19 protein-coding genes and 2 pseudogenes are annotated in these 23,977 nt (G+C 39.7%); 8 read left to right on the forward strand and 13 right to left on the reverse strand.

From position 1 onward, the window contains the following. Window positions 1-30 precede the first annotated feature (30 nt). The 3 genes and pseudogenes from ppk1 to ACFOU2_RS00675 form a co-directional block, all read right to left on the reverse strand. A pseudogene (gene ppk1, locus ACFOU2_RS00665) lies at window positions 31-1,620 on the reverse strand (polyphosphate kinase 1); the annotation flags it as partial. A 371-nt stretch (window positions 1,621-1,991) separates the two neighbouring features. After that, entirely contained in the window at window positions 1,992-2,300 is a 309-nt protein-coding gene (locus ACFOU2_RS00670; RefSeq protein ID WP_377911292.1) for a hypothetical protein, read from the reverse strand. A 121-nt stretch (window positions 2,301-2,421) separates the two neighbouring features. Further along, the gene (locus ACFOU2_RS00675) at window positions 2,422-2,583 is read right to left on the reverse strand and encodes a Spo0E family sporulation regulatory protein-aspartic acid phosphatase (protein ID WP_377911294.1); all 162 of its coding nucleotides are present in this window, start codon (window positions 2,581-2,583) and stop codon (window positions 2,422-2,424) included. 760 nt (window positions 2,584-3,343) lie between these two features. Between ACFOU2_RS00675 and ACFOU2_RS00680 the strand changes: the two are divergent. The 4 genes and pseudogenes from ACFOU2_RS00680 to ACFOU2_RS00695 all read left to right on the forward strand — a co-directional run. After that, window positions 3,344-3,967 (forward strand): annotated as a pseudogene (locus ACFOU2_RS00680) (DUF2278 family protein); the annotation flags it as partial. Between the two features lie 45 nt (window positions 3,968-4,012). Continuing rightward, entirely contained in the window at window positions 4,013-5,008 is a 996-nt protein-coding gene (locus tag ACFOU2_RS00685) for a S8 family peptidase (protein ID WP_377911687.1), read from the forward strand. Window positions 5,009-5,602: 594 nt separating this feature from the next. Continuing rightward, window positions 5,603-7,168: a sensor domain-containing diguanylate cyclase gene (locus ACFOU2_RS00690; RefSeq protein WP_377911296.1), complete on the forward strand. Its 1,566-nt coding sequence runs from the start codon at window positions 5,603-5,605 to the stop codon at window positions 7,166-7,168. Window positions 7,169-7,425: 257 nt separating this feature from the next. Then, on the forward strand, window positions 7,426-7,605 hold the full coding sequence (locus tag ACFOU2_RS00695; RefSeq protein ID WP_377911689.1) for a DUF6454 family protein: 180 nt from the start codon (window positions 7,426-7,428) through the stop codon (window positions 7,603-7,605). A 124-nt stretch (window positions 7,606-7,729) separates the two neighbouring features. Here the strand turns inward: ACFOU2_RS00695 and ACFOU2_RS00700 are convergent, their stop codons facing one another. The 3 genes from ACFOU2_RS00700 to ACFOU2_RS00710 form a co-directional block, all read right to left on the reverse strand. Then, complete coding sequence (locus ACFOU2_RS00700; RefSeq protein ID WP_377911298.1) at window positions 7,730-8,023, reverse strand: lytic murein transglycosylase; 294 nt, start codon at window positions 8,021-8,023, stop codon at window positions 7,730-7,732. A 67-nt stretch (window positions 8,024-8,090) separates the two neighbouring features. Continuing rightward, window positions 8,091-8,942, reverse strand: coding sequence for a glutamate racemase (gene racE, locus ACFOU2_RS00705; protein ID WP_377911300.1), 852 nt, complete (start codon window positions 8,940-8,942; stop codon window positions 8,091-8,093). 424 nt (window positions 8,943-9,366) lie between these two features. Beyond that, window positions 9,367-10,071, reverse strand: a complete 705-nt coding sequence (locus ACFOU2_RS00710) for an ImmA/IrrE family metallo-endopeptidase (protein ID WP_377911302.1) — start codon at window positions 10,069-10,071, stop codon at window positions 9,367-9,369. Between the two features lie 205 nt (window positions 10,072-10,276). On the opposite strand from ACFOU2_RS00710, the gene ACFOU2_RS00715 reads away from it, so the two are divergent. Both ACFOU2_RS00715 and ACFOU2_RS00720 read left to right on the forward strand, forming a co-directional pair. Continuing rightward, window positions 10,277-12,307, forward strand: coding sequence for a penicillin-binding transpeptidase domain-containing protein (locus ACFOU2_RS00715; protein WP_377911304.1), 2,031 nt, complete (start codon window positions 10,277-10,279; stop codon window positions 12,305-12,307). 76 nt (window positions 12,308-12,383) lie between these two features. Then, complete coding sequence (locus tag ACFOU2_RS00720; RefSeq protein WP_377911306.1) at window positions 12,384-12,812, forward strand: cell wall hydrolase; 429 nt, start codon at window positions 12,384-12,386, stop codon at window positions 12,810-12,812. A gap of 196 nt (window positions 12,813-13,008) precedes the next feature. Here the strand turns inward: ACFOU2_RS00720 and ACFOU2_RS00725 are convergent, their stop codons facing one another. Then, window positions 13,009-13,629, reverse strand: coding sequence for an aminotransferase class I/II-fold pyridoxal phosphate-dependent enzyme (locus ACFOU2_RS00725; protein ID WP_377911308.1), 621 nt, complete (start codon window positions 13,627-13,629; stop codon window positions 13,009-13,011). Between the two features lie 140 nt (window positions 13,630-13,769). Between ACFOU2_RS00725 and ACFOU2_RS00730 the strand changes: the two genes are divergently transcribed. Continuing rightward, a complete protein-coding gene (locus ACFOU2_RS00730; RefSeq protein WP_377911310.1) occupies window positions 13,770-14,384 on the forward strand; it encodes a LysE/ArgO family amino acid transporter in 615 nt (204 codons plus the stop codon). Between the two features lie 141 nt (window positions 14,385-14,525). Here ACFOU2_RS00730 and ACFOU2_RS00735 read toward each other — a convergent pair whose 3' ends face one another. The 6 genes from ACFOU2_RS00735 to ACFOU2_RS00760 all read right to left on the reverse strand — a co-directional run bounded on the left by ACFOU2_RS00735 (window position 14,526) and on the right by ACFOU2_RS00760 (window position 23,351). Then, the gene (locus ACFOU2_RS00735; RefSeq protein WP_377911312.1) at window positions 14,526-16,331 is read right to left on the reverse strand and encodes an IucA/IucC family protein; all 1,806 of its coding nucleotides are present in this window, start codon (window positions 16,329-16,331) and stop codon (window positions 14,526-14,528) included. A gap of 473 nt (window positions 16,332-16,804) precedes the next feature. Next, window positions 16,805-18,097, reverse strand: coding sequence for a lysine N(6)-hydroxylase/L-ornithine N(5)-oxygenase family protein (locus ACFOU2_RS00740; protein ID WP_377911314.1), 1,293 nt, complete (start codon window positions 18,095-18,097; stop codon window positions 16,805-16,807). Then, a complete protein-coding gene (locus ACFOU2_RS00745; protein WP_377911316.1) occupies window positions 18,076-18,681 on the reverse strand; it encodes a GNAT family N-acetyltransferase in 606 nt (201 codons plus the stop codon). The genes ACFOU2_RS00740 and ACFOU2_RS00745 overlap by 22 nt, the downstream gene beginning before the upstream one ends. Beyond that, complete coding sequence (locus tag ACFOU2_RS00750; RefSeq protein WP_377911318.1) at window positions 18,671-20,473, reverse strand: IucA/IucC family protein; 1,803 nt, start codon at window positions 20,471-20,473, stop codon at window positions 18,671-18,673. The genes ACFOU2_RS00745 and ACFOU2_RS00750 overlap by 11 nt, the downstream gene beginning before the upstream one ends. Next, window positions 20,451-21,974 (reverse strand): pyridoxal phosphate-dependent decarboxylase family protein, encoded by a 1,524-nt coding sequence (locus tag ACFOU2_RS00755; RefSeq protein WP_377911321.1) that lies wholly within the window; start codon window positions 21,972-21,974, stop codon window positions 20,451-20,453. The genes ACFOU2_RS00750 and ACFOU2_RS00755 overlap by 23 nt, the downstream gene beginning before the upstream one ends. A 12-nt stretch (window positions 21,975-21,986) precedes the next feature. Beyond that, complete coding sequence (locus ACFOU2_RS00760; RefSeq protein ID WP_377911323.1) at window positions 21,987-23,351, reverse strand: aspartate aminotransferase family protein; 1,365 nt, start codon at window positions 23,349-23,351, stop codon at window positions 21,987-21,989. A gap of 304 nt (window positions 23,352-23,655) precedes the next feature. Here ACFOU2_RS00760 and ACFOU2_RS00765 point away from each other — a divergent pair, with 304 nt between their 5' ends. Continuing rightward, window positions 23,656-23,862: a heavy-metal-associated domain-containing protein gene (locus tag ACFOU2_RS00765; RefSeq protein WP_377911325.1), complete on the forward strand. Its 207-nt coding sequence runs from the start codon at window positions 23,656-23,658 to the stop codon at window positions 23,860-23,862. Window positions 23,863-23,977 lie beyond the last annotated feature (115 nt).

The following is a 23,977-nucleotide window of genomic DNA, read 5'->3' on the forward strand; positions in this document are numbered from 1 at the left end:
TTGGTAGTGGCGGGACTATTATTGGGGATCTCTTATAGCAAATGGCGAGACAGATAAATAGTGATACTGCGGCTTTTCCATATGTCCACTTAAGTAGTTGAAAAAGTTCGTGGCATCAATCCCTATTTTTTCATTAGACGTAATCAAGCCGATGTCCGTATAGATCCTTGCTGTGGCGTTATTATAGTTACCCGTTCCTAAATGGACAAATCGTTCAATTTGTCCATTTTTACGACGCACAACGAGTGTAATTTTACTATGCGTTTTTAAGCGGGTCATACCGTAAATAACGTGGCAGCCTGCTTTTTCTAATTCTTTTGCCCACTGTACATTATTTTCTTCATCAAACCGTGCTTTTAACTCCACCAGGACGGTGACCTGCTTCCCCTTTTCCGCAGCTCGCTCAAGGCTTTTTATAATAGGAGAATCCCCACTTACCCGATAAAGGGTCTGTTTAATGGCCAACACATCTGGATCATCTGCGGCCTGGGAAATAAAATCAACAACCGGTTCGAATGATTCATACGGATGATGAAGTAAAATATCTTGTTTAAGAGCTTTGACAAACATATCTTCCTCTCCTTCTAAATCTTGAGGAGGCTGAGGAATGAATGTTGGTTCGACTAACTGTTCATGAGTGGATTGAATCGCTTTGTAAAATGAAAACAGAAACGTTAAATCGAGGGGAGCCTGAACAAAATACACATCTTTATTATGGATTTCGAGTTCCTCTTTTAAGTAGTCAGTCACCTGCTGGTCATAACCATCGCTTTGTACTTCCAGTCTGACAGCTGCTCCCCACTTGCGTTTTTTCAGTTCCTCTTCAATTTCGTGTAAAAGGTCATCGGCTCCATCTTCATGGATGGTTAAATCGGCATTACGTGTGATGCGAAAGGAAGTCACCGATTTTACTGTATAGCCCTTAAATAATTTGTGAATAAAATGAGAAATGACTTGTTCTAATAGGACAAAGACCCTTGTTCCTTCATCTGCAGGCAGCTCGATATAACGGTTTATAACGGCTGGAACTTGAACAATCGCCAGTTTTTCATTAAAAGGGAACATGCCCTCTGTTTCTACCCTCTTTTCTTCTATGACAATGGCTAAATTTAATGACTTGTTTAACAGCATAGGAAAAGGCCGGTAAGCATCAATAGCCATGGGCGTTAAAACGGGGAAAATTTGGTCATCAAAATACGTTTCTAAAAAAGATAAATCTGTCGGGGCTATTTCTGAAACCGACACCATTTTCACATTTTCTTTTGCTAATAAAGGATTTAGTTCATGTAAGTATGTATAATCTTGTTTGTCAACAAGAGCATGCGTGATCTCAGAGATAGCACCTAGTTGCTCCTTAGGTGTTAATCCTGCCTTATTTTCGGGGCGATTAAATCCGGCCTTTACTTGATCCAGTAAACCTGCTACACGTACCATGAAAAACTCATCTAAGTTGGAACTAAAAATCGCTAAAAACTTGTATCGTTCTAGTAAAGCATTCCGATCATCCTTGGCTTCTTCTAATACTCGCCGATTAAAATCCAACCAGCTTAATTCTCGATTATTATAAAAGGAAGGATCCTCTAAATTGGTCTCTGTGTTGACTTTACTTATTGTTTGCACGATTGTTACATCTCCTTTGTCACGATTACGACTTTATGGTCAAATAGAAAATATTTTCAATTTGTAAATTCAAAGTAAAATTCATGTAAAATTCACATAAATATAAAAGCTTATAAGAGGTGGTTCTAGTTCAAAACTTGGGTCTCTTCGTTTACATAGTTCCTGTTATGAACAATCGATCGTTTTAATAATTAATGAATTTTTACAATTTCTTATCATTTTCTACATAATTACACAACAAATTATTAGTATTTTTATATAGACAAGGTTGGTTTCTGACTGCTGAACTCAGAGTCCGGTTAGGAATTGACCAACTCAATGGAAACTCTGCTTTTGAATACAGACTAAAAAATTTCTAAATGATTAAGGTTTTAATCAATAACGATGTATTGACTGCAAATCAAATAAACGAAAGGTAATAAAAACATCGTAATATTAATGATCAGCCCATATTTACTTATGCTAGCATTTCGAGAATCGAGATAAGCAAGCAATACTCCAACAGGCGCAATGAACATAGGAAGCAAAATGAGTGCAAGACGAATATGTACATTTTGCATAGGGGTTAATTCTGTAAAGCAGCTCATAAAGAGGATCCATTGGCCAATTCCTATTATGAGAGAACATAATCCCCAAATAGAAAAGTCCTTTTCACATTGATGATAGACTGGACTAATCATGATAAGTGACTTTCTTCCTTCCTTGTAGAAGATGTATACAATAATAATATTATTGTATTTGTTATTTAACCTAACTCCATTGGTTCAATAAAAAATGACTAGGGCTTAAGAAGTCCGTGTATTATCTCAGACAATTTTGCAAGCCCATTTGAATGTTAATTAATCGATCAAGAATTTGACTTATTTTTATTGTTTTAGATGAAGTAAAACCTTCGGAAAGTCCGACTGTAATCATTTTTCTCCTTAAAACTTCGATTTCTTTACTTAAGTCCTCAAGGTCCATAATTTTAATTTTATTACCCCTTTCAATACTGATAGAAATATCTTACCAAATGTAAACGTAAACACTTTTCAGTGATTTACGACAAACAAAAACAATTTTCGACTTAATCTGACAAAAACAATGAAATTTTTCCTATTATTTAGACATTAACCTAAACAAATACGTTATCAAAAAAAGGGTGACAAATGACTTCTGTACTCTCCTCGTCACTATTCCTGCTCTGTAGTTGAAGAACAAAGGGTTCTGGTGCGGAAATAATTTGGCGAGAAAATAGAATCGCGAAATCAATAAGGCGGGCGGGCAGCTTCGCCTTTTTTGATTTCGGATTCATCATTCCCTTAAGGAAAAAAGCCCCTTGTAAGCGAAATATTTATTTCTTAAAATAAGAACATACGTTCCTGACAAAGGATGTTGTCTATTTAATTTTTTAATAAAAAAGGAAGGAGAAACTATATGATGTTAAAACGATAAATGTTAACCATGGCGCTTTTATTTTTCAAAAAAGTAAAGATGAAGAAAATGCCCTAAGGTAAAATAACTTTCTCATTTAAATGCAATTTACCGATTTTTAAATCAGGTACTAGAAGTTTCCTTGAGATAACTTATAAAATTCTTACTATCACCTTACTATGCATCCTCTGGAATTTTTATTATCTATAAAATTTCCATCATGATGCAGAGGTTTTTTACCATTTCTTTACCACTTATAGTTACATTTTCTCTTGATAAAAAAGTTATTCACTTAAGGAGGGTACAAGCAATGTCTTTAAATAAATATGGTGTATTAAAAGGAAGAGTACTTGATTCCATACAAGGTAAAAAGGATAGTCCTCATTATCAGGTACTCGTAGAAGACGAACAAGGTACGAAGTATCGAATTGCTATTAACATTAGGTCACAATCCTTCCCCTCTGAAGTATTATATTTTGTCAGTGAAGATTTTCATTCAGAAGATATTATCACATTACCTCAACTACAATCTGGCTTTACAGAAATCTATCATAACAATCCAGATATAGCCCTCGATTATATACGCGGAAACCTATTTGACCCTAAGAAAATGATTCCCCTGCCGGCAGATAATTCAGGACCTGATAACGATTTAAACGAAAAAATTAATGATTATATTCAAAAAGCCATTAACGAAAAAGCCATCATCTACGCTTTTGGTGCTAAATGGGGACCAGAGGATAATAAATCGGATCAGTACTTTAAATTTTCACCTGGAAATGGAATACATGATATACACATGAATCAAGGTAACGTAGGGAAATGGCAAAAAGATAATGGGATATGGCAAGATGGCGGAATCTTACTTTATTTTGAGGAATCCCAAAAATGGATTGGAATATTCCTGGCTTTTCAATCTCAGTCTTGGTGCACAGATGATCAGGGAAATGCGACGCATTCTGTTAAGGAGTGTAATCATATGAATTATAATCAAAAAACAGGTGAGTCTGATTCTACGAAGGTTCGTTTAATCCCCTTTCAAGTAGAAAGCATTAAGGCCCAAACCAATGAAATTCCATCAGGGGTTGAGCTTATTCAAGCTCCTAGTCAGTGGCAGCAAGGGTTTAAAGGGGAAAATGTAGTCGTGGCGGTGATTGATACAGGATGTCAAATCAACCATCCTGACTTACAAGGTCAAATCATCGGAGGATACAACTTCACCAATGATTACGATGGAGATCCTCATAATTTCTTAGATAACAATGGTCATGGGACTCATGTGTGCGGAACCATTGCTGCGCGCGAAAATAATCAAGGGGTTGTCGGAGCAGCTCCTAAGGCGAAGCTATTAATTCTAAAGGTTTTAACAGAGACAGGGGAAGGAAATATCAAAGACATTACTTCAGCTATCCGATACGCAATAAAGTGGAAAGGGCCAAATGGGGAAAGAGTTAGAATCATTTCCATGTCTTTGGGAGGCCCGCAAGATGATCCTTCCTTACATCATGCCGTAAAAGAAGCTGTCCAGCAGAATATCTTGGTGGTTTGCGCAGCAGGTAATGAAGGAGATGCAGATAGTCGCACAGATGAGCATAGTTATCCAGGTGCCTACCCGGAAGTCGTGGAAGTTGGATCCGTCAATTTACAAGAGCGTCTTTCTCATTTTAGTGATTCTAACAATCAAGTGGATGTGGTGGCTCCAGGTGAAAAAATTGTATCTACGTATCTTATGGATCAATATGCCGTTTTATCGGGTACATCTATGGCAACTCCACATGTTTCAGGAGCATTAGCCCTCCTGATCGAACAATACGAACAAGCCTTTGACCGTATGTTAACGGAGCCTGAGATTTACGCTCAACTTATCAAAAAGACAGTTTCATTAGGGTACTCTAAAAAAGACGAGGGAAATGGTATGATCAAACTAAATAGTCAGACTACTGTATCTACTCCACCTCTTCCTAATCTAAACTAATATGAATAAAAAAGGATATAAATTCAATATAGAAAGAGAGCAAATCTTAAGGTTTGCTCTTTTTTGGCTTTAGCCATAATTATATAAACAAATATTATCACTAGTGTTGCGTGAATTTTATTTGAATTTTCAATTTTATCATTCTTTCGATGAAGAGCCAAAAAAGTGAATACCCAAACAAAGGTGGCTTCATCCATTTGGTTTTTATTTACAATTTGACAAAAGGGACAACGACGATTTGCTCATTAAGGGATGGTTTCTCCTTCAATTTTTCGAAGCCGGATACGCGCTGGCTTCCACAAGGCGGCCCTTAACTACCGGCTAAAAGGACTTTTTCTTTGCGCAAAACGAGATTATTGAACATTTTGAGTGTTTTTAAAACTGAAATTATTTTAATGCAACACTAGTGTCTGTAATTATCTTAAAGTTTTTGCACAAGAACCAAATCTATGATTATAACTTTTAATAGTAAACAAAATCATCAAATGTTTACAATTGTTATTTATTAGTTATTGTTAGGCTTACAAAACACATGGTATATTTTATTGGGCTATTCAGAATAGAATAGCACTTTTTATTTATTGGTGAAAAGTTATGAAACCTATTAGATTGAGTATACAATTTCTTGTTTTGTCATTATTAGCTTTTGCCATGGTTGGCACCTTCGTTGGAAGTGTTATTTCTAGTGTAGTAGTAAGTAAAAATAATCTTGAAAAGAATTATTTAATAGAGAATCAATATTATGCTCAAAAGCTGGCAAACACAACGGATTCTCTTTTTAGAAATATGTTTAAAACTCTAACGATGGAGTCACAAGATAAAGAATATTTAACTACAGATTCTAAAGCGATATATAAAGAACTAGAGCATCTGTTACAATCCACTACTTTTTTTAATTCTATATGGTTTGTGAATCAAACAGGACATATCGTTGCAACAGCACCACACATGAATTTAGAAGGTACAAAGGCGAATAGAATTGGTGCAAAGCAAGCTTTAAAACAAAAAGTACCTTTAATATCAGAGCCTTACATAAGTGTGACAGGGAAGATGATATTGCTTGTTTCTGTACCAGTATTTGATGGTAATGGTTCGTATTTAGGGTTTCTTGCTGGAACCATACATTTACATGAGGACAATAGCTTAAGGAAAGTTCTTGGTCAACATCCAAAACATGAAAATGATTCGTATGTATATGTGGTTGATTCTGAAGGTAACATTATTTATCACCCCGACACTAATAGAATCAATGATAACGCCAAAGAAAACAAAGTCGTGCAGCAAGTGATGAAAGGGAATAACGGAAATCGAAAGGTTATCAATACAAAAGGGATACCCATGTTAGCTGGTTACGCTTCTTCTACATCAACAAGCAAGTGGGGGATAATCGCCCAAACACCTAAACAATCCGTAATGGAACCAACTATTGAAATGGCAAAGCAAGTAAGTTTAATCGCTATTCCATTTATGATTTTTGTTTATATACTATCCCTTATATTATTGAAAAAAATTGTGAATCCGATAAGAAATTTAGCCATCTACGCAAAACAAATTACACAAGATCCATCGGTACCGACGCCTCGCATTCCAGACTGGTATTTTGAGTTAAATGAATTAAAGCGTGCTATTTTAGTAGCCGTTGATTTTTATCAGAAAAAACTTACTTATGTTGAGAGTGAATCAAAACTTGACCCATTAACTGGTTGCTATAATCGTCGTTCTTTAGAAAAGACGATTAATGATTTGGAAATGTACTCCATTATCTTGTTTGATATTGACTATTTTAAAACCGTGAACGACCAATACGGACATCAAATGGGGGATGAAGTATTAAAATATCTATCTAAATTAGTTAAGAAAGAAACTAGGGAAAGTGATTTGTGTTTCCGTATAGGTGGAGAAGAATTTTTGATTGTTCTTCCAGGGACCGATATTGGAATTGCTCAAATCATTGCAGAGCGAATAAGAAAAAGGACTGAAACGACCATTAGCCCTATAGGAAAGGCGATTACGGTTTCAATGGGAATAGGAAGTTCACCAAAAACAGCAAATCATTTTTCAGACTTATTAAACGTTACTGACCAAGCTTTGTATAAAGCAAAACAAGGGGGAAAAAATAGAATAATCATTGCAAATAGTTTAAACAATAATAATGATTAAGAAAAACCGTCGAAAGACAGTCTGAGAGGAAATTACTTAATTTCCTCTCTCTTTATCTTTTGTTTCTTGATTTACGCTTCTAATTGCGCTTGCATAAGCTAACATAAAAATGATAAAGATTATTCCCGTAGAAGAACCCACTACGATTAAAAAATCCATTTTATAATCTTCTTTCAAAAATTTAAATTACATAATATCTATTTTGATTCTGATTAAAAGGTTATATACCCTATACATTACTAGTTAACATAATACTGATTCTCGGCAAAAAAGGGGTTGGGTATCTAAATACATATCATCCACAAGGAATGACGAAAATTGGAGACTTGTACTACATGTCGTCTGTAGAAATCATTGAAAAACCTGTAAAATACGACCAGCCCAAAGATGGTTATGATCGCACACCTGGTAAAGGCATCGGCCACCTAATCCTCTGATTTTGCTGGATTTTCAAGACGGGTCCTTTCAGGAGGATGACTCAAAAGGTATGGCTTTTTATACCTTTTGAGTCATCCTCTTTTCTTTACAAGTACTCTCTTTCAGACATAAGTATCACAGCATTTACTGTGTCTTATCATTTCTTATACTAACCTGTCCCCGGTAGTACACAATAAGAAAGCCGGGAACTTCTTCCACATACCAATCCGCGTGATTGTATGCAAACACGGCATCCCGTATTTTCCCTTCAGCTGCATCATTTGCAGCAAGATAATTTGCTGCCGAATAAATTGCATCTTCTAAGTCCATTGGATCAGCTTTTCCATCTTCATTTACATCTATGCCATATCCTCGATATTTGGCTATAACAGCCGGATCAGTTAATCGGGAATCAGGAAGGAGTATTCCCTTTTCCATAACCATCATGTTGCATCAGATAACTATCTAACGTATATAAAATTATAATAGGCGTAAAAAATCCAGATCATATTCCAATAGATCTAAGGATATCATAATTTTCTTTTAGATTGACATACTCGGCAGAAATTGCATGACCTAACCATTTTTCTGCAATATGTTCAAATGTATTGATTGGTCCAGTAGTGAAGTAGCGATGAAAAGGCGGGGATATCAATTGAGATAAAGATCCCTGATGCTGTAAGATAGCACTTAATTCCACCGCTGTTTCCTCTGCAGAACTAATAATCGATACATTTTCTCCTATTACTTCTCTAATATAGGTTTCTAAATGAGGATAGTGCGTACACCCCAATATCAATGTATCTATATCTTTATTATGAAATGGTTTTAAAGCTTGTTCTACTTGCTGCTTTACATAGATTTCATCATCCAAATGGTGTTCTACAACCGTTGCTAAGGTAGGACATGCCAAACTATATACCTTTATATAAGGATGGAGTTCTTGTAACGCTTGAGCATACATATTAGATTGTATGGTTCCGATTGTCCCAATAACTCCTACTTTTTGATGATTAGTTACTTTAATAGCAGCCCTTGCTCCGGGATGAATAACCCCTATAACGGGGATGGAAAGTTCTTTCTGTAAAGAGTCTAAAGCTGCAGCAGAAGCTGTATTACAAGCAATAACAATAGCTTTTAAAGGAAATTGCATAAGAAATTCCACTAATTCATATGTGAATTTCTTCACTTCTTCTCTTTTTCTTGGCCCATAGGGACAACGCTGATTATCTCCAATATAGTAAATGCTTTCTTTAGGCAACTGATGCATAATTTCTCTTGCAACTGTTAATCCTCCTACCCCAGAATCTAACACTCCGATAACTGGTTCTTGGATGGAATTGTACATCTCTTTCATCTCTTTCTCTTCTAATATTTAAATATATAAGTCCAATTATTTATGTGGATTTATATAAATTCCCAATACCACCTATTATACTACCATAATATGATAATGGCATTCTTAACTAGAATTGATTTGCTCTTTTTTTGTGCTGGAGAAATATGCTTGCTGTAAAAAGCAATATATTTATAAAATAAATTTGAATTTTTGTCTTTTCATCGCAGGAACCCCTCACGCTCCCCATCGTTTTCATTTTCCTCCAAGGGACGGTTTAACGGCTTCCCGTGTCATTAAATAACGGCAAAAAACGGTGTTTCCTTACTTAAGGAATCCCGTTTTTTTGTAATCATCCCTCATTTACTTATTAGTAGGCTTTGTTGAATTTCCATGTTGTTTTTTGCCTTTGTTGCAGCTAAAAGAGAGGGATAGAAGTATTCTTTTAAAAGAAATGAATGTTTTTCAAATCATGATTATTGCCAATATCATCGTTTTGTACTCTCACTATTTTACTCATCTTAGCTATTTGGCATTGCTGCGATGTAACGATTGGGGTAACAGAAGGGGATATAGGGAACATTAAATTTTTCCGATCATTATTATGAGCACGATCTCTTCTTCCTATTTGAGAATTAATATACGGACCAGAAGGGTCATCATGAATAAACTTCTTTCGCATTACATTGTAATGGTTAAATAAAACATGTCCGAATTCGTGTGCTAATGTATAACGGCCAGCGGCCTTGTCAGTTAGTAAAACACGTCCAAACAATTTATAATCCGTGCTGTTTTTAAAAGATACCAGCTCTGTTCCACCGACCCCTATAACCTTTCTAGCCCTGCCTTCAGCCAAATAATCGCCGCTCAAATAAAGAACATATATTCCAATTTTATTACCAGTAGCATTTCTGGCAGACTTGATTAAAGGATCGATTTGTCTATTCTTAAAAACTTTATCAGCTGGAATTGAACTAGCATTTACTATTAGTTTGCTTTTTCTAAAATATATACCTTTTAAAACGAATTTTATACAACCTTTCCATGCACGATTAGCATTACTAATATCTTGTTTTACTCTGTCAATATTTGTACGGGAATCAGCACCATTAACAAAAAAAGCATACACATCAACTGTATAGGTAGCCAATTCTGCTATCTCCTTTTTCATTCTTTTCGCTACTAATACAGTTTATTAATGAACAGGACAAACTGTGTGGGTATAAGCCATCATTATATAAAAGATACATTCTCCTTTTCTTCCAAACTGTAAAAACATTGCATTTCATGCACCCCTTTCTTACAATGAGAGAGACTAAGGAATATTCTACCAATCATAAAAGGGGAAACAAAAAATGAGAAAAGTGTGGAAGGTGTTGTTGTTCGCTCTCTTTCTTGTGACAGTGCTGTCAGCATGCTCCAATGAAGAGCAGGCACAGGAACGCTTCAATGAATACGCGAAACGATGGAATAAACAAGATTTTGCGGGCATGTATGAGTATTTGTCGTCAGAATCCAAAAAAGAGATTTCCAAAGAAGAGTTTGTTTCTCGGTATAAAAACATTTATAACGGTGTGGAAGCAAAAAATCTCAAAGTATCCGTGATTAAACCAAAGAAAGAACCGAAGGCAGAAGACGGAAAGCTCCCTCTTTCACTTGATTTGAATATGGATACGATTGCAGGAAACATTGCTTTTACGAAAGAAGTAACACTCATAAACGAAAAACAAAAAGACGAAAAAAGCTGGTATATCCAATGGAACTCAGGCATGATTTTTCCGGATTTAAAAAGAGATGAAAAGATAAAGGTCCAAATCCTCAAAGGGGAACGCGGAGAAATCCTGGATCGCAACAGCAGTTTCCTTGCCCAAAACGGCACAGCTGCCCAAATCGGTATTGTACCGGGAAAACTTGGTGAACAGGCAGACACTACAAAGCAACAATTAAGTAAACTGTTGAATATTTCCGTTGAATCAATCGAGAAAAAACTCGGCGCTTCGTGGGTAAAGGATGAGCTGCTTGTATCGATGAAAACGATCAGTTTAAAGGATAAAGCAACCATCAAAGCAGCCTTGCAATATCCCGGCGTAAAAGTAGGCGAAGTTCCGGCACGCGTGTATCCATGTGAAGAAGCAGGTGCCCATTTAGTCGGGTATGTGGCACCGATTACAGGAGAATTATTGGAAAAGTATAAAGATGAAGGTTACACAGCACAATCCATGATCGGTCATGCCGGATTGGAAAATTTGTATGAATCCGAGCTAAGAGCACGCGATGGAGCTGTCATTTCTATCTATGATAAAGATGGAAATAAAGTGAAGGAAATGGTGAAAAAAGAGGCAGTGAACGGAAAAGATGTGCAGCTGACAATTGACAGCAACACACAGATGGCCCTATATGAGCAGCTGAAAAATGAGGTGGGCACAGCGGCTGCCATTCACCCCAAAACAGGGGATGTGCTTGGATTGGTGAGCACGCCATCTTTTAACCCCAATGATTTTTCATTCGGAATCGACTCAAATACGTACCAATCATTGGTAAAAAATCCAGACCAGCCGTTATTGAATCGTTTTACAAAAACCTTTTCACCTGGATCGACCTTCAAGCTTATTACAGCCGCTTTGATTTTAGATCAACATGTCGTCACACCGCAAACCTCGATCCAAATTACTGGAAAATGGCAAAAAGACAGCAGCTGGGGCGGCTTTTACGTGAATCGCGTAGGAAGCTTGCCAAACGTGAACTTAAGGGATGCTCTTGTGACATCCGATAATATTTATTTCGCCAAAATGGCGGTTGAACTTGGGGCTGATAAATTCGAAAAAGGCGTTCAGGCATTTGGTTTCGGGGAAACTCTTCCTCTTGACTATCCATTTGCCAAATCCAAAATCTCAAATAGCGGAAAAATCGAATCGGACATCACATTGGCCGACTCGGCTTATGGACAGGGACAGATTCAAATGAGCCCTCTCCACTTGGCACTCGTTTACTCATCCATTGTGAATGATGGAAACATTATCGCTCCAAGATTAATAAAGGATGAAAACAAGGAAGCAGAGATTTGGAAAAAACAAGTGATGACACCACAGACAGGCCAAGTTGTGCGTGACGGTTTAATCGGAGTCATCGAGGATCCGAAAGGAACGGCTCATGATGCCAAAATCCCGGGAATGCGCCTTGCCGGTAAAACAGGCACCTCTGAACTGAAACAAGCACAAGGGCAAACAGGCGAAGAAAAAGGCTGGTTTGTGGCGGTCGATGCGCACAATCCAAACCTTTTGGTAGCCATGATGATTGACCATGTGCAAGGCCGTGGCGGCAGCCATTATGTTGTGCCGAAAGTGAAACAAGTGTTTGAGCAGTATCAAAAAATTCCCCAACATTAATTTCATTTAATTAAATAGTCATCGCCCTAACTAAAAAGCAATATTATAAAGGGAAAAACACACTGGAGGTGAAATCATGGCAGTTGTCAAAGCTACAAATTCAGATATTAACCTCTTGGCAAGATTGCTTAGGGCAGAAGCTGAAGGAGAAGGGAAACAAGGCATGCTGATGGTTGGGAATGTAGGTATTAACCGGATCCGAGCGAATTGCAGCGATTTTAGGGGAATCCGTACCATTCCGCAAATGATTTTTCAACCACATGCATTTGAAGCCACTATAAAGGGGTATTTCTACCAAAGGGCAAGAGAAAGCGAAAGACGTTTAGCCCGTCGGGTTATTAATGGAGAGAGATACTGGCCTGCAAAATTTAGTTTATGGTATTTTAAACCACCAGGCAGTTGTCCTCCACAGTGGTATAATCAACCTCATGCAGGACGTTACAAGGCTCACTGTTTTTATCAGCCAACAGGCGAAACGTGTGAAAATGTTTATAACATATTTTAAAGCATGGATCAAGATAAAACAGGACGAATTCTTTTAGGGTGCTAAATAAAGGATAGGTTTAAGCAGATAACTTCTGCTTAAATCTATCCTCTTTTATCTTATATGAGTACCCTTTTATAATGATGATTGGTAATTAAGATTCCAAATCGATTTCCTTATAACTTCAATAAAGTACCTTTACAGCGCGTCTCCTTCCCTACTTTTTCAATCTCTTAATTATTTTCGAGAGCTTGCAAATCCCCTCTTCCAACTCTTCCTCTTTTGCATACCAATAGGAAAGTCTGATGAATTGGTTTGAAAATGGATCGTATACACTTCCCGGGTTAATGAGGATCCCTTCCTGCTTGGCAGTTTCAAACAGTTTTTGCATCGAAATAGACGGAATGATTCGTACCCAAATGTAAAAGCCTCCTGAAGGAATCGTCCACTCGGCGATTTCCGAAAAGTTTGCATCAAGTGCCTGGATAGCCGCTTTTCTTCTAGATCTCAACTCTTTTCTTATCCATTCAAGGTACGAACCATAACGGCCGCTTTCCAGCCATTGTGTCGCTGCCATTTGAGAAAGCGACCATGAGTTATTAATAACTCTTGTCCCCTTCCCCGACCTTCCTTCAATCAATCCGTCAGCTATTAATTCTTCCAAGGCTGAAATGACAGTACTTCGGTTCACCTGGAACATTTCAGCAAGCTGTCGCTGTGTTGGGATTTTCATCCCGACCGTCCACTCGCCGTTTTCAATTTTTGATTGAATGTATTGTTTAATCTGTATGTATAAAAGTTTTTCGGCCGTACGATCTGGTCTCCACTCCGTGTACATATCATCCTCCTAGAACATGTCCTTTTCATCGTTTTTATTATAAAACTTGGTTGGGTTAAAAACAAACCAATTGGTTGAGGACATTTCATCTTAAATTTAATACAATTTCGATGAAGTCATTTGATTCGGGAGTGAAAAATATGATAGCTGCTATTACCCATGGATTTCTCTTAGCGTTAGGCCTTATTTTACCTCTTGGTGTCCAAAACGTTTTCGTGTTCAACCAAGGCGCCCTCCAAAAACATTATTACAAAGCCTTGCCCGTTGTCATAACGGCTTCCTTGTGTGACACAGCTTTGATTTTGCTTGCGATTACGGGTGTATCCGTCATTGTGCTGCAATTTGCCTGGCTGAAAACGATGCTGCTCATTTTCGGGATTGCCTTTTTACTGTATATGGGATGGGTATCATGGAAAAGTATCCCAAGCCCTGTCAAACACGATGACTTTTCCCCGCTCTCTGCAAAAAAACAAGTCATGTTCGCCATGTCTGTCTCCTTACTGAACCCACATGCCATTTTGGATACGGTAGGAGTGATCGGAACAAGCTCTCTTCAGTACAGCGGGGTGGAAAAAGTCATCTTTACTATCGCATGCATTACGGTTTCATGGTGTTGGTTCGCAAGCCTGGCCTTTGCTGGAAAAATGACAAGCCGGCTTGACCAGTCGGGGAAAACTTTATATATTCTCAATAAAGTATCCGCCTTGTTCATGTGGGGAATGGCGGTTTATATGGCCTTTTCATTGGTGAATTAATAATAGACTCAAAGGGTTCTCGTATAAGGCTTCGGCAAGGGCCCGTAAGGGAAATGGGCGAAGCCTTATGCGTAAATCATGTAGCATGGACCGCTTTTGTCCATGCCACATGATTTATGTGGATTTATATATCTACCGCTCTCACATTGTCGTTTGAGCTATTACCGTATGAAGGGCGTTCATGACTTTTCCATGCTCGCTCGCATGCGGACGGTCATCTCCGTCTTCATAGCCATAATCGAACATGCGATTTCGATTGAGCGCCAGCTTCGTGAATGTCGGGCGCAACAAATCAAACAGCTCGAATCGCTCTTGTAATTGCGGAAACCTTTCTTGATATGAAAGGATTTCCTCACGGACAATCCTCCAAAAACGATGTTCAGAAAATTGTTCGTTTTCTTGTAAAATGTTGCTTACATAACGGAAATGACAAATAAACAATCCGGTAAAAATAAACTGTGTCAACCCTTCAGGCGGCTCGCTGCGCAATACTTCTTTCAATTTAGGAGACAATATCTCCAGCTCCGGAAGCGACTGGTCGCTAATATTCACATCATCCACAAAATCCTTCATGATGATCCGTGCCGGTGTGTAACCTTTTAACACGAGCACCGTATTTTGGCCATGCGGTGAAAAAACCGTACCGTACTGATATAAGTAATGAAGCAATGGAGGTAAAACTGCTTTTGCAAGCTCCTTGACCCACTGCTCAACGGTAAGTCCTGACTTTTCAATTAACTTCGAGACGAATGGTGTTCCTTCATGATCGACATGAAGCAATGCCGCAAGTGTAATGGCATGTTCGCCGTCTCGCAGCTCCTTATAGACACTCTCCCTCCAAACCACACCGAGCATTTCAAGATATTGATAAGGAGCACCTTGCAATTTCGCAAATATACGATGGTCGACATTCATCGTCGCTACTTCTCCCAGCAAACCAAGACGGCATTCTTCTTTTAAAAATGAATCGTTTTCAAGTATATTTTTCATAAACTTTGTTACTTCAGGGGCAATCACCGTTCTCTCACCCGGCAGGCCCCGGTACACAAGTGTATTCAAAATGCTCATCGGCAGCTTAACATGATATTTGTCCTTATTCGTCATATTCACAAATGTGCGAATGGACTGTTGCGGAAGATACTCGTCTTCCCCTTCTCCCAATGGAATCAGCTCGTTGTTAGCAATTTCAGCAGCGAACATGGATACAACCACATTGTCCCATTGCCATGCATGGATCGGCATAAAGTAATAATCCTTTACTTGCACTCCCCTGTCCTCCAGCTTTTTCACAAAACGCTGGCGTGTTTTTCCATCAAGCTCTTGCTCTATCACACGTTCATAAGCCAACCCCTCTACTGAATGAAATGTCCCAATATTTTTATGGATGGCAACCCACGACAACTGCACTTTTTTCTTTTGCTCGGGCGCATATTGAATATAGTCATCATATCCAAAGCCAATCCGGCCTTTGTTATAAGTAATCCACGGATGTCCTGTCATTTCGCCCTCCAACTCCGCATAATCCAATTCAATCAACTCATCGGACGTTGTTGTTTTTGCTTTTAAGTGAGTATCTGCCACTAATGTGTGCAAATACTCTTTTACTAAATGTCCTGCCGTGGAACTCGTCATGGTTCCCTCTTCCTGTATGCCTAACAAAAGAGCAAGAGACAGCGGTATATCGTTTGTCCCGTCTCTTATTATTTGAACGCTTTCGGGCAAAACATAAACGCTGTCAAATAAGCGGGGCTTTGCTTGAAAGCAGTACACCGTCCCTTTTTTATCCGTCCATTCATACAATCGAATGCCCTCTGTTTCACTCAGCAGCTTTGGCATGATAATTTCTTCATACATGAACTCTTGAATCATTTTCGCCAACAGCTGTTGATCCGCTTCTTTCCAAGCTTTGTCTGTCAACGCATGTAAAGGTGCATCACAAATTTTCACGATGTCCAACTCCCTTTTTTATCATTTTAGGCGAGAAGACTCCCACTTCAAATTTTGTGCAGGGCAACGCCCAAAAATAAGTGGGAGATGAATCGCCTTTTTGCGTAGCGAAACACTCGTTCGCGTGGTATAATTTTCCTGTACAAGTTGTTCTTTGAAAACTGAAGATAGAGGGCTCTAGCAGGAAAACGTCTGCTAGGTAAAATCTTCAACGTTCTTTCGTCCCACACGTACCGAAGTTGCGAAAACCAAGCTCAAGTCGGGTGTGTGGCGAGTCAACGTACAGGATATTTAAGTAATAACCGTCGGGACGACGGGGCTAGCCTGCTAAAAAACTGGTGGATACACGGGTGTTCGCAGGAATCCTCCACTTCAAACTTTCGTTAGAAAATTAAGTGGTAGGTAGTTCAATTGTAAAGTAACAGCAAACAACTATGTACAAACCCTTTATTGCCCTTCACCATTTCTTTCCCCTATAGTCCAAACTGCTGGAATACGTTTTTTTCATATGTTCTATATACTTCTTTCCTGGCTATCCGGTTAATAATTGTCGCGTTTCGAAATGCGCCGAGTCCTAAATCAGGCGCCCCGACACCATGCGTGTGAAGCTCGCCGTTTTGAATGAATAAATGATTTTGGCCTTCCGTGTTTAACTTCATTTTATAGTCTTCTTGAAAGACAAGCTGCCCATCCTCATTCCACTCAAGCAGATGCTTCACTCCTTTTAAACAATCCGGGATATAAGGATGATAGCCTGTTGCAAGAATGATTACATCACTTTCCAGTTGCTTATTCTCTTCTTGTTCGTGCTGGTACAGTGATAAATAAAATCGTCCGTTCCATTCTTCAATGGACACCAGTTCAGTCAATGCCTGCAGATGAACGTTCGGCTCTTTGTTCCCGACCGTTCGCTCATACAATAAATCATAAATGGAGGCAATCGTATTAAAGCTAATCCCCTTATACAGCAGAGACTGATTGTTCAAGACGTTTTTTTTCTTTTCTTTCGGCAGTCTATAGAAGTAACGTGTATAATCAGGCGAGAAATGCTCCAGCCCGAGTTTTGAATATTCCATCGGATAAAACCCTTTGGACCTTGTGAACCACGACAGCTTATAATCATGATCCGGCTGTCTTGACAGAAGGTCATGGAAAATTTCCGCTGCACTCTGCCCCGAACCGATGACCGTAACCGAGTTCGCTTTCAAAACATTTTCCCGCTTGTTTTTATACTGTGAAGAGTGAAAGACCCGATCACCCAATGCAGGATGAAATTTCTCCGGAATATAAGGCTTCGTTCCTACTCCGATGACTACATGTTGGGCGTGATACGTTTTTTGTTCCTCTTCTCCATGAGAAAAAACAGTCACGCGATAATGTCCTTCCTCTGTTTGTTGGATGTTTTCCACTTCGCACCCAAACTGAAGCTGGGGAAGTTGATCCGCTACCCATTGACAATAATGATTGTATTCTGTACGCGGAATATGAAATTTTTCAAAAAAGTAAAAACGGTAAAGCCGCTTTTGCTCATGCAAATAATTCAAAAAGCTGAAAGGGCTCGTCGGATCGACCATTGTGACGGCATCTGCCATAAAAGGCACTTGCAGCGTCGTTCCCTCCAACAGCATCCCCGGATGCCATTCAAAGCGTGCTTTTTTATCAAAAAACAATGAACGGCATTCCGTTTTTTTTAGTAATGCCGCTAATCCAAGATTAAACGGACCGATTCCCACTCCAATGACGTCTAAAATTTGTTTGTTTGCCAATCTGTCCACCTTCTTTCAAACACGTCCCGTTCACATACCATCAATAAACCTGTTTTGTCAGGCAATTCTACCTCCTTGACAGGTTGAAAACCGCATTTTTTGAATACATGAATCATTTTTCCGTTTCGTATATCGGGTTCTGCTATGATTTTGCGCGTTTCGGGTACTTGAAGTTTTTTATGTAAAATCGTCATCAATAAAGGGTATATGAGCCCCTTTCCTAAAAACTCGCTCGGCCCAACCAGCAAATGAATGCCCTGGTCATATTCATCAAACTCATAATAGTTGCCGATCATATCACCTTTCACCCAGTACGACTCCCAATAACTCATCGGTACCCCCTCGAGTTCACCCACCAGCAGCGTTTGATGATCATCTTGCAGAAACTTCTGTAAATGGACCGTATAATCCGCTAATGAAATGTTTAAATTCCAAAACGGAATCACATGCTCTTCATGCATCCACGAATGAAGTCGTTCTAAATCCTCTTTCATGCTCACATGGCGAAATGAAATGACCTTTTTGATAATGGAATCGTACCGCTCAAATGGATAACGCTGTTTGACGTCGACTTTAGACTTCATACAGTTCACCTGCAGTCACAGTCAACGGGTTGGTGACATGGACGTACACGGATTGTGTCGCAAGGGATCCGACAAGCTCATCCATATCATGCACTCTCGTCAACAAATTGGCTTTGCATGGCAGCTTTTCTTCATACAACAAAGAATCCAATAAGTTGGTATGATCACCCAAAACTTTCTTTAAGTCTTTCAGCTCCTCTTTCATCACTAACAGCAATCGATGTTCCTCGATGAGACGGTTGACCCCAAATGCATTGACCAATCCGAACAAGTGATTGAAAAAAACATAATACCGGAAACGCTCCTCCGCAATCGAGTCGGCACATATCGTGTCACTCTTCTCATTTAGGCCGGGGACGAGCCGTTTTAAGTGTTCAGCCTTTGATTCCATAAAATAATAGCCTTGATTATCACGATAATAAAAGATATCAGGATAACCTTGTTCATCAAGTTTTATAATGGAATTTTGCTGATGGGCTTCCAGGGCAATTCCATATGAGGCGTACAGCCAGTACAGCGGGCGCAGGCTTACTTTCAAATAGCGTGCAAACCACCGTTCACTTGCCTGGGCGATTGAAATGTTTTCCCTGCCTGCTATTTCATAAATGATGTTGGCTAAATGGGAAGCTTCCCCTGCAACATGGTCTTGGCAAAGCGCCGCAATCAATGTCGTCCGTGAATCATTCCCCTCTTGAAACGGGTTTTCACGGATTACTACTTCAAACCCCGTTTCTTCCGTTTCAAGCTTTAACGTAATATAAGCGGGATCTTGAATAATTTGAAACGACGGATGATGTACTGTTAGCTGATCCCGTATCTCACTTTGGAGCAGACGACTCACTTCCACACCGCGTTCAAGCTCTTTTCGCTTATTGACGCGCAGCGAGTTCGTGATCTTCACCGGAATCGAAAACTTGTACATAAAGCTTGCTTCCGGATGATACACCGTCCGAACAGAAGAGGTCGGATAAAACTTTCGTCCTTGCGGCCCAAGATAGGAGAGCCTTCCCGATTGAATCTGATGGCACACATCTTCTCTTCCCAGCAGTTTTCTTGCTTGCAGCGGATGAACAGGAATCAGGGAAAAACCATCTTCCTGGCAATACTCTTCTTTAAATGATTGAGTCACGAACGGATCTTTTCTTACTTCTTCCTTTATAAGCATTGAAGCGTTTTCGGATAAAACAGAGCCTTCCTCTACGATGTCGTTGGCAGCCCGGAAATAATGGATCTGGAAAGCCCCTTTTCGCTCTGGTGCGAAGGTAGACTCTTCATCTTCATCAATGCCTTGACGGCTTTTCGGTGTTGGGTGAACTTGATGTCCGATTAACAGCGATTGTTCCGATTGAAGAAACGTTTTTTCCGTTTGGTAGCATTCTTCCAGATCGTTGCTTCTCTCTGAAATAATTCTTTTTATATTTTGATAGCTTAAGATTGTCCGCAGCATAAGCTCATCGGCTTGTACAGGTTTGTCGGATATGAGTGAGAACTCTTTTTGCATGAATGCCGTTAATATAACGTAGTCAAGCTGTTTTACTTCATCGTTCTTCACTTGATAATACATAACCGGCGAAAACAGATGACGCCCTGTCGCCGATTTATGCCGAACCGGAATATACAAGGTAATGGGCTGCCGGTTAAACGAAATAACCAATACTTGTTTTATGCTTCCATCTTCCAATGGGACAGGAACTTCGTCGGCGAGCTTCCACTCGCCTTCCCCTGTCTCCTTCACATAACAATTGATTAAATTTTGTACTGTAAGATGATTAGCAATGAACGGAATATTCATACTGGGTCTCTCCTTGCTCTTTCTCTATTTTTTCTCCCGCTTGCTTTATTCGCTCTATGTGCGTTTCCATATTACCGATGGTATTAAGAGGATTGAGCATCGTAAATTTCAAATACACTTTTCCACCTTGCTTCGTTTTAGCGATGACCAGTTCACCGCTTTGATAGAAAGTGCGGTGAAGCTCAAGGTTGATTTCATCAGCATATCGCTGGTCATGGCGATGGTGTGATGGCAGGTAGCGAAATAATACGGCATTGAGTTCCGGCTCATTCAGCACCTCAAAACAAGGTTCATTCTTCAACAGCCCCGCCGTTTCTTTCGCTAGATTGATTGTATAATCCACCATCTCTCCAAACAAATCGGTTCCCATCAATTTGAAAGTCATCACCAGCTTCAAAGCATCAAACCTCTTGGTTGTTTGCACACTTTTTTCCACAAGATTCATAATGCCGTCTTCCCGGTCTTCTTCAGGATTCAAATAATCGGCATGATAAGCAATTTGCTGGAAGTCCCGCTTATGTTTCACGAAAAAAGCACCGCAGCTGATTGATTGATAGTAAAGTTTATGGAAATCGATGGTGATCGAATCGGCTAAACACAAATCACGAACGAGATGCTCGTATTGATGGGAAAATAGCAAGGCCCCTCCGTAAGCAGCATCGACGTGAAACCATAATTGTTCCTCGTTTGCCAGTTTTGCTATATCGCTTAAACAATCTATACTCCCAAAATCTGTTGTTCCCGCCGTTGCCACTATCATAAAAGGAAGAAGTCCCTGTTGTCTTAACTGTTCGATTTTTTCCTTCGCATCGTCTGCACAAAGCTGATGCTTGTCGTTTGCCGCCACTTTTATCACGGCATTCGTTCCCAATCCAAGCTGGGCCGCTGATTTCTGAACCGTAAAATGGGCATGCTCAGAGCAAAGAATTCGTAATCTCTTCGCCTCAACCGGAAGTCCCTCCTCCTGAACATGAACCGAGAAGTTTATTTGGCATGCTTTGTTTCGGGCGAGCAGCAATCCCATATAATTGGATTGTGTCCCGCCGGTTGTAAAGACACCGTCCGATTCATGTGAATAGCCGATACGCTTCGTGAAAAACTTAATCAATTCGGCTTCAACATAGGTAGCAGCAGGGCTTTGATCCCACGAATCCATCGATTGATTGAGTGCATTAATGACGACTTCAGCCGCAAGGGACGGAAGTAATGGCGGACAATGAAGATGGGCCATGGCAGAAGGATGAGAAACCCATAAAGAATTTCTCGCGATGACGTTTTGAACCTCTTCCATCACATCATCCATCTTCTGCGCTGCAAACGGGATGTTGAGCATCTCTTTCACCCTTGATTCAATCTCTTCACGAGGGGCTCCCGAAAAAGGTTTATTTGTTCTCGTTGTTTGATCGGCAATTAACGAAACAACCTTCTCCATAATTGTGTGGTACATGATCTTGCTTTCATCGCTGGGATGAAGAAACCATTGTGCAAAGTTCGCTATCATTTTCATCACCTTCTAGTGCAATCCAAATTGGGCTTCAGCATTTGTAATGGCTTCATGGAAACGCTGCAGCACTTCATCGATTTGCTCTTTCGAAATGATTAATGGAGGCAGCAGGCGAATAACGGTACCAAAACGGCCTCCCACTTCTAAAATCAATCCCCTTTTAAAACATTCCTGTTGAATTTTTTTAGCAAGCTCGGGATATGCAGGGTAACTTCCGATTTGGTTCGGCTGTTTCGTCCGGTTAACGATTTCTATTCCCATCATAAGACCTCTGCCTCTTACCTCTCCGATTGAAGCGACTTGTTTTTGAATGGATTCCAGCTGTTCAGTTAAGTACACCCCCATTTCATGCGCATGCTCCGGCAATTGATTTTCCTTCACAAACTGTAAAGTTGCCCGTCCGGCAGCCATTGCCATTTGATTTCCCCTGAATGTTCCGATATGGGCTCCTGGCTCCCATTGATCAAGACGGCGATCGTAAAGAACGACTGAAAGCGGAAGACTTCCCCCTATCGCTTTTGACAGTACAAGCACATCCGGTTCAATGCCGGCATGTTCAAATGCAAACATTTTTCCTGTTCGGCCGATGCCCGTTTGCACTTCATCAATGATCAGTGGAATATTTCGTTCTTTTGTGATGCGGCGAATCTCTTTTAACCACTCTACTGGAGCTGGCACAGAACCTCCCTCACCTTGTACTGCTTCTACAATGACGCCAGCCGGTGTGACGATTCCGCTTTCCGGGTCATCCAACAGGTTTTCGATGTATGTACTGATAATGCGGTATCCACCTTTTCCGATACCGAACGGGCAGCGGTATTCGTATGGATACGGAAGAAAATGTGTATCCGGTACAAGTGCGTGAATCTTCTGTTTCGGACTTGTCGTCCCGCTGACACTTAATGTCCCATGTGTGGAGCCGTGATATCCCCCTTGAAACGATAAAATGGCTCTGTTGCCGGTTGCTGTTTTCACCAGCTTCAAGGCAGCTTCTATCGCATCTCCTCCGGTAGGGCCGCAAAATTGGATTTTTGCTTTTTCAGCAAATGAACGTGGTAAAGAATCGAACAATTCATCAATGAACGCTTCTTTTACCGGTGTTGTTAAATCAAGTGTATGTAATGGCAAATATGATTGCAGAACGTCTTCAATCGCTTCCCGGACAACGGCGTGATTGTGGCCTAACGCCAAAGTGCCTGCTCCCGCTAAGCAATCTATATATTGCTTCCCATCCATGTCCGTTATATAAATGCCTTCCGCTCTTTTAATCGCAAGAGGCAATCTTCTTGGATAGGACCTTGCATTTGATTCCCTTTTTTCCTGCATGATCAATAATGCTTCATTCCTTGAACGAGTTCGAACGACCGCTTCCATGATTCAACACTCCTTTTTCGAAAATCAAAATCATTACGTTTTTTAGAATTCCGATGTTTATCAATTCACTATATGAGAATGATTTTCAATATCAAATTACATCACTTAGATTAATTGATAATGATTATCATAGTCAATATAAATAATGAAAAATAAGAATATTTACCCAAAATCGAGGCTGGAACCTATTACACTGATCGAACCCACCACATATTTCTCCGGTTATAGGGTATATATACAACAGGAACAACAAAGTATTTTCAATCAAGAAACATAACAAATAAACGGAAAGGAAGAACCAAAAATGGCAAATACGACTATTTATGTGAAAGAAGCAACCGCTGAACAACCAATCCAAACATTAGAATCCATTCTCGTGCAAATAGATGGCGTTGAAAGGGCTTTGGTAGATATGGAAGATGGTGAAGTAAAGATTGAATATAACGAAGAGCAAGTTACTCAAGAACAAATTGTAAAAAGAATTCAACAGCATGGGTTACATCTTCGCTAAGGGGATGAATCGAAAGGCATGGATTGCTGCCTTTCGATTCATCCCTTTTGTTATTTCCCTTATCCCGCTTTGCAGATTTTGTCGAATTATTCATGCTTCGGCCTATTTGTAAGAT

Source organism: Bacillus songklensis (genome assembly GCF_042649685.1).
Taxonomy (GTDB): Bacteria; Bacillota; Bacilli; order Bacillales; family Bacillaceae_H; genus Bacillus_BA; species Bacillus_BA songklensis.